Here is a 13,318-nt window from a genome sequence, read left to right as displayed (position 1 = left end):
TGAAAAATTTTTAGATAATAATCACTTCATTTTCTAAGTTTATGCCAAATTCTTCAAAGACTTTTTTTCTAGCTAATTCGATAAGAAAAAACGCATCTTCAAAACTTGCATTTTTTTTATTGATTAAAAAATTTGCGTGTTTATCGCTTAACATAGCATCTCCTTTACTAAAGCCTTTAAGCCCTACAGCTTCGATTAAACGTCCTGCAAAGTCGTTTTTTGGATTTTTAAAGATAGAGCCAAAGCTTGCTCCACTAGGTTGGTTGCTTCTTGCATTTTTTAAAGCTTCATCTTTAAGGGTATCAAAGCCAAAATTTAGTTTAAATTCAGCCCAAAAAAAAGGCATATTTAAAGGACAAAAACGATAATCAAAATTTATATTTTCTCTTAGAATTTCGCCTTGAGAAGTAGCAATTTTGATTAAATTTTGACTGATACACTCTCCTTTAAGCCCTGCATTCATTTTCAAAAGCCCACCAAGTGTGCCAGGAATTTTGCTTAAATACTCAAAACCCTTAAGATTATTTTCTTTAGCAAAGCGATATATTTTGCTTGATTTTGTTTTGCAGCCTATGCGAAGATGTATAAAATCTTTATTTTGATCTAAAATTTGCATAAAATCAAAACCATCTCCTAAAATTCCTATATTTTTAGGTTTTGGGCTAATTAAAAGGTTATTTGCACCACCTATTAAAAAACCATCAAAATCACAAATTTGATCCAAAACTAAAACTTCAAATTCATTTCCTATACGCACAGAAGAGTATTTTTTAAAATCAATGATCATTTGATAAAAGTTGGAATTTGATTTAGTATATTCTCAGTAAAATCAATCATAGTTGTAGTCATCCAAGGCATTAAAAAGATTAAAATAACCACAACCAAGATGATTTTAGGAACAAAAGAAAGTGTCATTTCATTAATCTGTGTAGTTGCTTGAAAAATACTGATCACAAGCCCTGCAATAAGTCCTGCCAAAAGCATAGGCAAGGAAAGTAAAAGTGTGATTTTAAAGGTTTGCACTCCAAGAGCAACTAAGGTACTTTCGTCCATTTTTATCCTTTTTAAGAATTTCTAGCTTCTTCGTATTCGCTAGGGATAAGATAATCATTTACATGTATGATTTTATCATAAAATTTATAATCATATCCTAGTTTAAAAAGCGTATCTACAGCTAAAAGTTGAGTTTGATTCATGCTAATAGAGTTTTTATTGGCATATAAATTAAGATAAGTATCAAGTTTTTCTTCATCAACACGGATAAGTTTTCTTTCCATAAGCATAGGGGCTAAAATTTTACGATTTGCATCGGCAATTTTTACAGCATTGGTTAAATCTCTTTCGATCTTAATCGCATCGCTTAAAGGCAAAGAACGACGCAAAGCCATTCCACCTAAAGGCAAAGGCAAATTTTCTTTAGCAAATTCAAGCCATATATCCCAAAGTTCTGCTTCCACGCAAAGACTTTGATCAAATTCTAAAATGCTTTCATGGATCAAAACTCCTGCATCTACTTCGCCACTTAAAACTACATTTTCAATGTCTAAAAAATTCTTATAAATAATTCTTGCTTCAGGGTATTTCATACGAAAAATCAAAGCATTGGTGGTATTTGCTCCACTCAAAGCGACTTTAAAATTTCTTTTTAAATGCGTGTCTTTTTTCTTGATGAGTTTTGGCCCATAACCTTCACCAAAACTCACTGCTGTGCGTAAAAGCGCATACTCAGAAGCGATTAAAGGATAAAGCCCAAAAGAAATAGCCGTAGCATCAAATTCATTTTTCAAGGCAAATTCATTTAAAGTTTGTATATCTAAAGCTGTATTTTCATAAGCAAAATCATTCCCTATCCACCCAAATTTAATAGCCATATACATAAAAATATCATCAGCATCAGGAGAATGTGCAATAGTAATTTTTTTCATCTATGCTTCCTTGTAAATCTTTGCTTTAATTCTAGCAAAATAAATCATTATTTAATTTTATTTTGTTAGAATTCTAACTAAAAATTTAGAATTTTTAAGGAAAGTTATGGATGATAATAAAAGAAAATCTCTAGACGCTGCCCTAAAAAGTTTAGATAAAACCTTTGGAAAAGGCACTATTTTAAGACTAGGGGATAAAGAAGTTGAGCAAATCGATAGCATAGGCACAGGTTCAGTTGGGCTTGATCTTGCTTTAGGTATAGGCGGTGTTCCAAAAGGAAGAATTATAGAAATTTATGGACCTGAAAGTTCAGGTAAAACCACTCTAACTTTACATATTATCGCAGAATGCCAAAAAGCAGGTGGAGTTTGTGCTTTTATCGATGCAGAACATGCGCTTGATGTAAAATATGCTAAAAATTTGGGTGTAAATACAGATGATTTGTATGTTTCTCAGCCTGATTTTGGAGAACAAGCCTTAGAAATTGTAGAAACTATAGCAAGAAGTGGCGCAGTAGATCTTATCGTAGTAGATAGCGTTGCAGCACTTACTCCAAAAGCAGAAATTGAAGGCGATATGGGCGATCAACATGTAGGACTTCAAGCAAGACTTATGTCTCAAGCTCTAAGAAAACTTACAGGTATAGTTCATAAAATGAATACCACAGTAATTTTTATCAACCAAATTCGTATGAAAATCGGTGCTATGGGTTATGGTACTCCTGAAACCACAACAGGTGGAAATGCATTAAAATTTTATGCTTCTGTGCGTTTAGATGTTAGAAAAGTAGCAACCTTAAAACAAAACGAAGAACCTATAGGAAACCGCGTTAAAGTAAAAGTAGTTAAAAATAAAGTTGCTCCTCCATTCAGACAAGCTGAATTTGATGTGATGTTTGGAGAGGGTTTAAGTCGTGAAGGTGAATTGATCGATTATGGTGTAAAACTTGATATCGTAGATAAAAGTGGTGCGTGGTTTTCTTATAAAGATAAAAAACTTGGACAAGGTAGAGAAAATTCAAAAGCTTTCTTAAAAGAAAACCCTGAAATTGCAGATGAAATCACAAAAGCAATTCAAAATTCTATGGGAATAGAAGGTATGATCAGCGGTAGCGAAGATGACGAAGGAGAAGAATAATGTTAGCAATTGAAGATGTTAGAGCCTATGAAGTTCTTGATAGTAGAGGAAATCCAACCGTAAAAGCCGAAGTTACGCTAAGCGATGGAAGTGTAGGTGCGGCCATAGTTCCAAGTGGTGCAAGTACAGGTTCAAAAGAAGCCTTAGAATTGCGTGATAATGATGAAAGATTTGGCGGAAAAGGCGTTTTAAAAGCTGTTGCAAATGTCAATGAGACCATTGCAGATGAAATTTTAGGACTAGATGCTTTTAATCAAACTCAACTTGATGATACTTTGCGTGAGCTTGATGGAACAAATAATTACTCAAATTTAGGTGCAAATGCGACTTTAGGCGTATCTATGGCAACAGCTCGTGCGGCTGCAGCTGCTTTGGGAATGCCTTTATATCGCTACTTAGGTGGTGCAAATGCGAGCATTTTACCCGTGCCAATGTGTAATATCATAAATGGCGGTGCTCATGCAAACAACAATGTAGATTTTCAAGAATTTATGATCATGCCTTTTGGTTTTACTAGCTTTAAAGAAGCTTTGCGTTCAGTTTGTGAAATTTATGCGATATTAAAAAAAGAACTCGCAAATTCTGGACATTCTACGGCTTTAGGTGATGAAGGCGGTTTTGCTCCAAATTTAGCTAACAACACAGAACCTATCGATCTTTTAATGACTTGTATCAAAAAAGCAGGTTATGAAAATCGTGTAAAAATTGCTCTTGATGTGGCAAGTACAGAATTTTTCAAAGATGGTAAATACCACATGGAAGGCAAGGCTTTTTCAAGCGAGGCTTTGATCGAACGCTATGTAGAACTTTGTGCAAAATATCCAATTTGCAGTATCGAAGATGGCTTAGCTGAAAATGACTTTGAAGGCTGGATCAAGCTGACTGAAAAATTAGGCAATAAAATTCAGCTTGTAGGCGATGATTTGTTTGTGACTAATGAAGATATTTTAAGAGAAGGTATCATCAAAAAAATGGCAAATGCTGTGCTTATTAAACCAAATCAAATCGGAACTATTACCCAAACTATGAGAACTGTGCGTTTAGCGCAAAGAAATAACTATAAATGTGTGATGAGTCATAGAAGCGGCGAAAGTGAAGATGCTTTTATAGCGGATTTTGCTGTGGCTTTAAATACAGGACAAATCAAAACAGGAGCCCTAGCAAGAGGTGAAAGAACCGCAAAATACAATCGCTTGCTTGAAATTGAACTTGAAAGCGATGAATACTTAGGAGAAAAGCTCTGAGCGATTTACTTAAAGAATACGACGAAAGCACAAGAAAAAAAAGTTTTTATACCCATGTTATAAAAATGATTTTTTGGGCTTTTCTTGTTGTAATTGGAGCGATTTATTTTGGCAATATGTTTTTTGGGCAGTATTCTTTAGATACTTTATTAAGCTTAGAAAATACCAAAGAAGAGCTTAATAAAAAGATTATTTTGCTCAAAGAACAAAATGCTAAAGCACAAAAAGATTATTTTGAATTAAAAGGATTATACCCAAATGAAAACTAGAATTTTGGCAATATTTTTTATTTTTACCTCTCTTTTATATGCTGATGAAAATCCTTTTAAGACAGATCAAAATATAACCTTGGTTGCTCCACCTGAATTTCAAAAAGAGGAAGTTAAATTTAATTCTAGTGCAAGAATTTTAAAAAGCATCACTTTTAATTATATCAATTTAGACGGAAGTGAAGATAAGATCGATTTAGATGTCAATAAAAGTATTGATTGGCACGATACTTATACTATATCAAGATTTAAAAGTCCTGATCCTTCAAAAGTACTCGATGTTTCAGTTACTATACCTGAAAAAAATAGCTCCAAACAAGAATCAAACTCAACAGCCAATGTTGAAATACCTTTACAGGTTGCAAAGATTTATGATTTTATTTCTTATGCGGTTTATAAAAATAAAATAAAACTTAACACTAGTGATGAAATGATTACAGATTTTTCAGTAGGAAATCCAAGTAAAATCGTTATAGATTTTAGATCTAAAATGATTAGCCCTACAAAAAACATACGCCTTAGCAATTCTATTTTTAAACGCATAGACTTTGGATCTCATAAAGGATATTATCGACTTGTAATATATCTTGATGGAACTTATAATTATAATATTCAAAAAGATGCAACTGGATATATGATTAATCTGCTTTGATGAGGTTTGTTTTTTTAATATGTTGTGCTTGTTTAGTTTTTGCTAATGAAATTTTACTTCTTAGCAAATTCGATAAGCAAGATTTTAACTCTAAAGATTTTAATGCTTATTTGATGAGCGAAAAACTTGATGGAGTGCGTGGAATTTGGGATGGGAAATATCTAAAAACTCGCCAAAATTACAAAATAAAAACTCCTGACTTTTTTACAAAAAATTTCCCTCCTTTTGCTATTGATGGTGAGCTTTGGATAGCAAGAAATAAATTTGATGAAATTTCAGCTTTAATTCGTAGTGGCGATAGTAATTTGACCTTATGGAAGGAAGTAACTTATAATATTTTTGATGTGCCAAATGCTTGCGAAGAATTTCAAATTTCTACTTGTACTCTTAAAAATCGTTTGGCTGTTTTAGAAGAGTATTTGCAAAAATATCCTAGTGCCTATATAAAAATTATTCCTCAAATTCCAGTTGAAAATCAAAATAATTTAAATCAATTTTACGAAAGCATTATAAAAAATCAAGGTGAAGGTATTGTCATACGCAAAAATTTAAGTCCTTATGAAAAAGGCAGAAGTAAAAATGCTATGAAATTAAAACCCTATGATGATGCAGAGTGTGAGTTAGTAGGATTTCGCAAGGGCAAGGGTAAATTTGAAAATCAAGTAGGTGCCTTACTTTGTAAAATGCCTAATGGACAAATCATTAAAATAGGCAGTGGTTTAAAAGATGAAGATAGAAAAAATCCTCCAAAAATTGGTAGTATTGTGACTTATAAATTTAATGGATTGACCAAAAATTCCTTACCTCGCTTTCCAGTTTTTTTAAGACTAAGAGATGAAAATCCTTGACTTTAAAATTATTTTGTGATAAAATATTTCCTTTTATTTATTCGGGGTGTAGCGCAGTCTGGTTAGCGCACTTGGTTTGGGACCAAGGGGCCGAAGGTTCGAATCCTTTCACCCCGACCATTTTTTATAAATTTATACAAAATGGTGAGTGTAGCTCAGTCGGTTAGAGCATCAGATTGTGGTCCTGAGGGTCGTGGGTTCAATTCCCATCACTCACCCCACTAGCGCTCGTAGCTCAACTGGATAGAGCGACAGACTTCGGATCTGTAGGTTATGGGTTCGATTCCTATCGGGCGCACCACCAAGATTTTATATGCGTTCATAGCTCAGCTGGATAGAGCAACGGCCTTCTAAGCCGTAGGTCAGAGGTTCGAATCCTCTTGGGCGTACCACTTTGCGGATGTGGTGAAATTGGCAGACACGCCAGACTTAGGATCTGGTGCAGCAATGCGTGAAGGTTCAAGTCCTTTCATCCGCACCACTTACTTTTATCATTTTTAAACAAGAGTTGATTTCTCATAAATTTTTATTTCATTTTAAAATTTCTTATGATTGTTAGATAAAATGCAAATTTAATTTAGATAAATTTAAAAATTATCTTGCAAAAGATTTGAAAAATAATTAAAATATACAAAATTCAATTCAAGGAGATTAAAATGAAAAATTAGGTTTAGCTTTAGCAGTTTTAGTTGCTTTAAATGTGTCAGCATTTGCAGGTGTGATCATCACTATACATGATTCTAATTTAGTTAAAGTATCAGGGGGAGATGATGCCTATGTAAAAATGGCTTTAGAAGATGCTAAAGAAGAAATGAAAAGTCAATTTAACACTGATAATTTAGAGATTTACGCTATAGAAAGCATCAAGAAAGATGATCCAGAACACTATAATGTTATTCAAAGGGGTTCTTTTAAAGTAATGAAACAAAAGATAGCAAAAGGAAAGATTGTTTATTATAATGAATTCTTAGTTGTAGATAGAAAAACAAATTGGGCTGCTGAATGGAATATTGAATGTGTTAAAGGGGATAAATATACAAAATCAAGCGATAAGGTTTCTTGTGATGGTGGAGCTGCTGATAAGTTCTATAATTTCAAATAATACTTGAAAGCTCTATATTTTAGAGCTTTCACGCCATAAAGGTTTTAACTATAAAAAACATAGTATAAAATATATCTAAATTTTAAGCTTTTTAAGTTAAAAAATTCTAGTTTTTTAAAATCGTTTTATCTTTTATATCTTTGCTGTAAAGACAAAATCAGCACTCATTAAAAATCTTTTCTTGATTAAATTTTTGTAAATTTATTTTTAGTGTTAAAAATGTGATGATATTAACTTTATAAAAGTATTATTATATATTTTTACTTAGGATAGCAATTATGAAAAAAACAATTTTAACCATTCTTTTTTTACTCACTCTTACGCAGGCTAAGGAAATACAAGTTTATGAAAGTCCTACTTGTGGCTGTTGTGATCTTTGGGCTGATTATATGAAAGCTAAGGGTTATGAGGTTAGTGTTCACAAAACCAATGATTTTCTTAAAATCAAAGAAAAAATGGGGATAAAAGATGAGTATCAAAGTTGCCATACGGGTGTGATCGAAGGCTATGCTATTGAAGGGCATGTTCCTGAAAGTGCCATAGCATGGTTGCTTGAAAACAAACCTAAAGATGTTATAGGAATTTCAGCTCCTGGCATGCCGCAAGGAAGCCCAGGAATGGAACAAGGTTATAGTGAAAAATATCCTGTAATTTTGATGAAAAAAGATGGAAGCTATGAGCTTTATGGATATTTTATAGGGGATAAAAAGCTTTAAAGTAAATTTTTAGCTTTTTACTTTTTTGATTTCTTTTTCAAGTATGCTATAAGGAGTTAAGCCTATGAATTTTTCATCCATTTTTCCTTCTTTGAAAAAACTAAGCACAGGTACTCCATATATTTCCCCAATGGCACTTGAAAGGTATTTAGCTGCTCTTTTTTCATAAAACATTGCTAAATTAGATAAACCTTTTTCATCAGCCCAAGCTTTTGCATCATTTGCATCATTTGCATCGCCTAAAACCACAAAGATATTAAAATCATAATTTTTAGCCAAATTCTGCAAAATAGGAATTTGTTCTTTACAAACTCCGCAATCTTTTGTGAAAAATACTAAGGCAAAATTTTGTGCTTTATCATTTAGTTTTAGGCTTTTTTCAAAACCATTGTAGGCAAAATTATAGGTTTTATCGCTATTTAAAGCTTTAAAATTTTCTCCACTATCACAAGCTACAAAAAATAAAGCTATGATTAAAGCAAAGAAATAAGCTTGGATTCGAAAAATTCCCATGGTTTTTCTCCTAAAATTCTATCTTTTATCATCCCATCTTTAATGATGATGGTAGTAGGGGTTGCAAACACAGCGTAACGATCATTGGTGATTTTAAGATCGTCTTTTAAAACTTTTACATTTTTAAAGTTAAATTGTTCGGCTAAAACCTTAACCACATTGGCATTATCGATGGAATTTATAGCATAAACACTGATTTTATTGGGGTGATTTTGTATGAATTCATCTAAAGAAGGGAGTTCTTTTAAGCAAGAAGGGCAGCCATTTTGAAAAAAGACTAAGACTTTTAAACTTGTATTATCATCAGCAAGTTTTACAGCTTTTCCTAAGGTATCTTTAGCTGAAATTTCAGCGCTTTTTTCTCCAACTTTTCCAGTATCTTTTGAATTTTCAAAAGAACAAGCATTGAGCAAAAACAAAATGCTTAAGATTAAAAGGCTTTTTTTCATTTTAACACCCCATGTTGTAAGATAAGGGTTCGATCTGCGAATTTGGCTAAATCAGGATTGTGTGTGATTAAAACTATGGTTTTACCTTCATTTTTTAATTTTTGCAAGGTTTGAAGAACGATTTGTTCATTGGCTTCATCTAAATTTCCTGTGGGTTCATCTGCGAGTAAAAGCTCTGGGTTGTTGATTAAAGCTCTTGCTATACAAACTCTTTGTTGTTCTCCGCCACTTAATTGGCTAGGTAAATGAGTGAGTCTATGCGAAAGTCCTACTTTTTCAAGAACCATTTTGGCATCTTCTTCATCTACACTTGAGTGATAATGCTGAGAGAGCATAACATTTTCTAAGGCGTTAAGATAGGGGATAAGATGAAATTGTTGAAAGACAAGCCCTATTTTTTCACGACGCAAGGTGATTTTTTGCTCTTCATCCATTTGCTCTAGGTTTTCATTATCCAAGATATACTCTCCAGAGCTTGGAGTATCCATGAGTGATAGTATGTTTAAAAGCGTTGATTTTCCACTTCCTGATGGACCCATGATGGCAAGCCATTCTCCTTCATAGACGCTTAAGTTGATATTGTTTAAGGCTTTAACTTTGCCAAATTCTTTATTTAAATTGTTGATTTTAATAAGTTCTTTTTTCATCATTCACCTTTCAAATTTTCACACACATTGATTTTTAATGCTCTTTTTATAGGAAAAAATGCAGCCAAAAAGGCAAAAATCAAAGAAATGATTAAGGCTATAAAAACAGCTATAAATCTAAAATCAATACCAGAATTAAAAATCAAATAACCAAAGACATTGGCTAAAAATATCCCACAAAAAGCTCCGATTAAACTAGCAAAAAAACTTACTATAAAGCATTCACTAGCAAAAAGTTTAAAAATTTCACTTTTTTTCGCACCCAAGGCTAAACGCAGTGCGATTTCTTTTTTGCGAGAAAATACAATAGAACTTAAAGTTGTATTAACGCTAGTAGTAACTATGATCAATACTACAAGTATGATTAAAAACATTAAAGCTTTGATTTTTCCAAGCACTAAACCTTCACTTAAGGATACTGAAGATATAGGTTTTGCATCGATGAATTCATTGCTGATTGCTTGTGTTTTGGCTTTAACTTCATCAAAATTTCCATAAACTACAGCATTAGCATAGTTAATACCGGCTCTATCGCTTAAATTTTGCACCACGCTTAAAGGGGCTAAAACAATGCTATCAAATTCATCATTGCTTGAAAGTATGCCTTTTATGGTAAGTTTTATGCTTTTTCCATTGTTTGGATTGTAAATTTGAAGTTCATTACCTGTTTTTAGGCCTAGTTGCTTGGCTAAATTAACCCCTAAAAAGGCTGAATTTTCATCAAAATCATTTAGAGAAAAGCTTCCTTCTTTAACTTCTAAAAAAGGTTTAGTGATTTTTAAAGCCTTAAAATCAGTGCCTAAAACCACTCCGCTTGTACTGCCTAAATTTAAAAAATCATACAAAAAAGGAGTTAAAGCCCTAGCCTTTAAATTTTCTTTTATTTTTTCATACTCAGCATTGGAGATAAAATTTTCATCCTGTTTAGGGCTTATCATTACATTTGCTCCATAAGCTTTTAATTCTTTAGAAAGTTTGGTGTCAATATCAAAATAAATATTTAAAAAAGCTGAGCAAGTAAGTGCTCCTATAAAAACACTTAAAACTATTATAAAAAGTCTTTGATAAGAAAAGCTAATGCTTTTAAAAAGCTCATTAAGGAAAAACTTATCTACCATAAAGCACTCCTGCAGCTGAAAGTTGTGTGATATTTTTTATAGGAAGCAAGCAACCAAGTAAGGCAATAAGTCCTGCAAAAATAAAGCTTAAAGGTAAAGCTATAAAGGCTATATCAATAAAATATCCAAAAATACTAAGACTGATGATTTGAGAAAGTGCTGTGCCAAAAATAAAGCCAAATAAAGCAGCAAATAAAGCTACGATTAAATTTTCACTAGCAAAGATGAGATAAATTTGAAAAGTATTAGCACCAAGTACTTTTAAAAGTCCTATTTCTTTCTTTCTGCGATGAATTTCAGAACTCATTAGACTTGAAATCGCAATGCTTGCAACAATAAGACAAATAATGCAAGTAATGCCCATTAAGGATTGGATCTTTTTAACCACCAAGCTTTGAGCATCGCTTATAGCATTTAGAGCTTTTGCATCAGCACCTGGTAAGCCATCGCTAATTTGACTAGCGATTGAGCCTACATAAGCTGAGCAATACCATTTGTCATATTCTAACTGATCTAATTTTTCTTCTCCCATGCGACGTACTTTTTCAGAAAGGGCTGATTCAGGTATGGTAAAAGCTCTTACTTCTGCACTTGAGTAAAGCCCTTGTTTGTTGAGTAAATCTTGAGCTAAATTTAAAGGAGCGATGATTTTATTTGACATTTTAGGATTGGCATGAAGTAAAATGCCTACGATTTTTGCTTCTTTGCTTTGATTGTTTTCTCCTATGAGTTTGATAGTATCTCCTAATTTTAATTTATTGTTTTTAGCAAAGTCTTCGCCTAGCATGATTTCATTGCTATCATCTTTTGCCCATTTTCCTTGCACTGCTAAATAAGGATAAAGACTTTTTATACCTGTGATAAAATCATCATCATCTTTAATTTTTATGGCTTTTTGAAAATAAGTACCATAAATAAGTGCTTTTTGTTGGGAGTTTTCAATTGTGATTTTACCTTCCAAAAAAGGAGCAAGTGCGGTGATGTTGTTACGCCAATAAATGTCTTTAATCATATATAAATTTTTTTCTTCTAGGTAGTTTTTGTTTTTTAAGGGTTCATAAAGTTCATTACCTATTTCTATACTAAGGCTTGAGCCTTTGGGTAAAACAAGGATATTAGAGCCATAGCTTTTGAGTTGTTTAGTTACTTCATCACCTATACTTAGGGTAATATTTAGCATAGTAGAGAGCAAAAGCGTGGCTAAAAAACAAGTAAGAAAGGCTAAAAATTTTTGAATTTTGTTTTTAAATATAGAGTTAAAAATCATTTTAGCCAACATCATTTCTCCTTTGGATTAAAAATTGGGCTTCGTTTTCTTCTACATATTTTGTAGGATCTTTTTTAAATTCTTCATAGTTGTTTTGATTTGAAAAATAATAAGTAATCCCTTTATAGCTATAAGAAAAAGGAGCTTGGGTGTTTATAACTTTTGTTTTTGATACAGGATCTTGCACTTCAATTTCTTTGATTTGACTAAAATAATTAGATCCTGCTATTACATCTTTAACATCTATGGTGATTTTTTTACCATCGTATTCGTATTTGAGTGGGATAGGATTGCAACCCCCGCTTTTACCTACACTTGGCAAGAAAATACGCACATTGCAAGAAATGCAAATAAGTTGTCCATCTTTTTTGATATAGCCCATATCTCCACAAATCATACAAGCATCAAAAACAGCTACAGGAGAATCCTTATCTTCTCTTTTGTTGATAAGAAAAAACCTTATCACTTTGCCTTCAGCACTGATATAAGCAAAGCGGTGGAGTTTGTTGTCCCTTAAAAGAGCTATATCAAAGATAAATTTGCCATTCTTATCGGGTAAAATTTCTTTAGGCTCATCTATGGTTAAAGGCTTAGAGCTTACCATAAAAAAGTATAAAACAATGCAAAAACTTATAACACAGGAGATAAAAGCACTGGAAAAATAGCGATTAATAAGACTTGTTTTAGCTTCGTTTTTGCGATAATTTATATCTAAAATTTGTTTTTTGCTTATATTTTTTTTGCGAATTTTTAAGCTTAAGAATGCTAAAAAAGTGATGAAAATTAAATAAACATAAATTCCAAAAACACCAAAATAATTACTTTTTCCTACAAAACTCACCAAAAAAGCATGAGTTTCTATGATGGAATTTCGCATTAAAGTAAGCAAGATATTGGCTAGAGCTTTATCGCTTTCTATAAGGATAAGCAGTAAAAACAGCATAAAGCTTGTTTTTTGATTAAAATTTTTTTGCCATTTTAAAAAGAAGAAAATCAAAATACAAACAAGCAAGGCTAAAGCAATAAAACCTAAAGAACTTATACCTTCGCTATCGATTAAAGAGCTAGTAAAAATAGGGAAATCTTGACTTAAAAAATAATAATGCAAAGCGGTGCAAAAACTTAAAATTCCCAATAAAATAAAATTTAAAATTTCAATTTTTTTCCAAAAATAAAATATAAAGCTTACTAGCAATAAACCTATAAAAACAAAATCAAAATTAAAGATTAAATTTTCGGTTTTTAAAAATTGTGCTGCGATAAAAAAAGCAAAATATCCAAATAAAAAGCCCAAAAAAACTACTAAAAAACTTTTAAAAATATATTTTTTATTAGGAGTGATAAAGGCCATTAAAATACTTAGCGGTAAAACACTGATAAGAAAATGCACAAAATATATACTCATAATTTACTCTTTAAACATTGTTATT

The 13,318-nt window shown here is 31.9% G+C and carries 16 protein-coding genes and 5 tRNA genes; 12 read left to right on the top strand and 9 right to left on the bottom strand.

What is annotated here, in order from left to right; genetic code table 11:
• Positions 1-10: 10 nt before the first annotated feature.
• The 3 genes from FBF06_RS09250 to FBF06_RS09240 are packed head-to-tail and all read right to left on the bottom strand — an operon-like array spanning position 11 to position 1,925.
• Positions 11-787: a UDP-N-acetylmuramate dehydrogenase gene (locus FBF06_RS09250; RefSeq protein WP_002867526.1), complete on the bottom strand. Its 777-nt coding sequence runs from the start codon at positions 785-787 to the stop codon at positions 11-13.
• Positions 784-1,053, bottom strand: a complete 270-nt coding sequence (fliQ, locus tag FBF06_RS09245; RefSeq protein WP_002851290.1) for a flagellar biosynthesis protein FliQ — start codon at positions 1,051-1,053, stop codon at positions 784-786. The genes FBF06_RS09250 and fliQ overlap by 4 nt, the downstream gene beginning before the upstream one ends.
• Before the next feature lie 11 nt (positions 1,054-1,064).
• Positions 1,065-1,925 carry a menaquinone biosynthesis family protein gene (locus FBF06_RS09240; RefSeq protein WP_002860117.1) on the bottom strand — a complete coding sequence of 287 codons (861 nt, stop codon included), beginning with the start codon at positions 1,923-1,925 and terminating at the stop codon, positions 1,065-1,067.
• 106 nt (positions 1,926-2,031) lie between these two features.
• On the opposite strand from FBF06_RS09240, the gene recA reads away from it, so the two are divergent.
• The 12 genes from recA to FBF06_RS09180 all read left to right on the top strand — a co-directional run bounded on the left by recA (position 2,032) and on the right by FBF06_RS09180 (position 7,894).
• Entirely contained in the window at positions 2,032-3,063 is a 1,032-nt protein-coding gene (gene recA, locus FBF06_RS09235; protein ID WP_002851424.1) for a recombinase RecA, read from the top strand.
• On the top strand, positions 3,063-4,307 hold the full coding sequence (eno, locus tag FBF06_RS09230; protein ID WP_168977635.1) for a phosphopyruvate hydratase: 1,245 nt from the start codon (positions 3,063-3,065) through the stop codon (positions 4,305-4,307). Before recA ends, eno begins: the two co-directional genes overlap by 1 nt.
• Positions 4,308-4,372: 65 nt before the next feature.
• Complete coding sequence (locus tag FBF06_RS09225; RefSeq protein WP_002839177.1) at positions 4,373-4,576, top strand: hypothetical protein; 204 nt, start codon at positions 4,373-4,375, stop codon at positions 4,574-4,576.
• Complete coding sequence (cgpA, locus tag FBF06_RS09220) at positions 4,566-5,228, top strand: glycoprotein CgpA (RefSeq protein WP_002851387.1); 663 nt, start codon at positions 4,566-4,568, stop codon at positions 5,226-5,228. Before FBF06_RS09225 ends, cgpA begins: the two co-directional genes overlap by 11 nt.
• Entirely contained in the window at positions 5,228-6,076 is an 849-nt protein-coding gene (locus FBF06_RS09215; RefSeq protein ID WP_002860115.1) for a DNA ligase, read from the top strand. Before cgpA ends, FBF06_RS09215 begins: the two co-directional genes overlap by 1 nt.
• A 42-nt stretch (positions 6,077-6,118) precedes the next feature.
• Positions 6,119-6,196: transfer RNA gene (locus FBF06_RS09210), tRNA-Pro, on the top strand.
• Positions 6,197-6,220: 24 nt separating this feature from the next.
• Positions 6,221-6,297: transfer RNA gene (locus FBF06_RS09205), tRNA-His, on the top strand.
• Between the two features lie 3 nt (positions 6,298-6,300).
• A tRNA-Arg gene (locus FBF06_RS09200) sits at positions 6,301-6,377 on the top strand.
• 14 nt (positions 6,378-6,391) lie between these two features.
• Positions 6,392-6,468, top strand: a tRNA-Arg gene (locus tag FBF06_RS09195).
• A gap of 4 nt (positions 6,469-6,472) precedes the next feature.
• Positions 6,473-6,557: transfer RNA gene (locus FBF06_RS09190), tRNA-Leu, on the top strand.
• Positions 6,558-6,776: 219 nt separating this feature from the next.
• Positions 6,777-7,178 (top strand): hypothetical protein, encoded by a 402-nt coding sequence (locus tag FBF06_RS09185; protein ID WP_070317262.1) that lies wholly within the window; start codon positions 6,777-6,779, stop codon positions 7,176-7,178.
• A 278-nt stretch (positions 7,179-7,456) separates the two neighbouring features.
• On the top strand, positions 7,457-7,894 hold the full coding sequence (locus FBF06_RS09180; RefSeq protein WP_002858990.1) for a DUF411 domain-containing protein: 438 nt from the start codon (positions 7,457-7,459) through the stop codon (positions 7,892-7,894).
• A gap of 9 nt (positions 7,895-7,903) precedes the next feature.
• Here the strand turns inward: FBF06_RS09180 and traF are convergent, their stop codons facing one another.
• Genes traF through FBF06_RS09150 form a run of 6 tightly spaced genes read right to left on the bottom strand, consistent with a single transcriptional unit; the run spans position 7,904 to position 13,293 of the window.
• On the bottom strand, positions 7,904-8,407 hold the full coding sequence (gene traF, locus FBF06_RS09175; protein ID WP_002851157.1) for a conjugal transfer protein TraF: 504 nt from the start codon (positions 8,405-8,407) through the stop codon (positions 7,904-7,906).
• Positions 8,368-8,856: a TlpA disulfide reductase family protein gene (locus tag FBF06_RS09170; RefSeq protein ID WP_002884226.1), complete on the bottom strand. Its 489-nt coding sequence runs from the start codon at positions 8,854-8,856 to the stop codon at positions 8,368-8,370. Before FBF06_RS09170 ends, traF begins: the two co-directional genes overlap by 40 nt.
• Entirely contained in the window at positions 8,853-9,506 is a 654-nt protein-coding gene (locus FBF06_RS09165; protein ID WP_002858988.1) for an ABC transporter ATP-binding protein, read from the bottom strand. Before FBF06_RS09165 ends, FBF06_RS09170 begins: the two co-directional genes overlap by 4 nt.
• Positions 9,503-10,621 (bottom strand): FtsX-like permease family protein, encoded by a 1,119-nt coding sequence (locus FBF06_RS09160; RefSeq protein ID WP_002858987.1) that lies wholly within the window; start codon positions 10,619-10,621, stop codon positions 9,503-9,505. The genes FBF06_RS09165 and FBF06_RS09160 overlap by 4 nt, the downstream gene beginning before the upstream one ends.
• Positions 10,611-11,903, bottom strand: coding sequence for an ABC transporter permease (locus tag FBF06_RS09155; protein WP_079862243.1), 1,293 nt, complete (start codon positions 11,901-11,903; stop codon positions 10,611-10,613). Before FBF06_RS09155 ends, FBF06_RS09160 begins: the two co-directional genes overlap by 11 nt.
• Entirely contained in the window at positions 11,890-13,293 is a 1,404-nt protein-coding gene (locus FBF06_RS09150; RefSeq protein ID WP_070317264.1) for a Fe-S-containing protein, read from the bottom strand. The genes FBF06_RS09155 and FBF06_RS09150 overlap by 14 nt, the downstream gene beginning before the upstream one ends.
• Positions 13,294-13,318 lie beyond the last annotated feature (25 nt).

The organism is Campylobacter sp. CFSAN093227 (assembly GCF_012897855.1).
GTDB classification, from domain to species: Bacteria; Campylobacterota; Campylobacteria; order Campylobacterales; family Campylobacteraceae; genus Campylobacter_D; species Campylobacter_D jejuni.
Note: the sequence above shows the minus strand (reverse complement) of the source record. Positions and strands in the feature narration are given on the sequence as shown.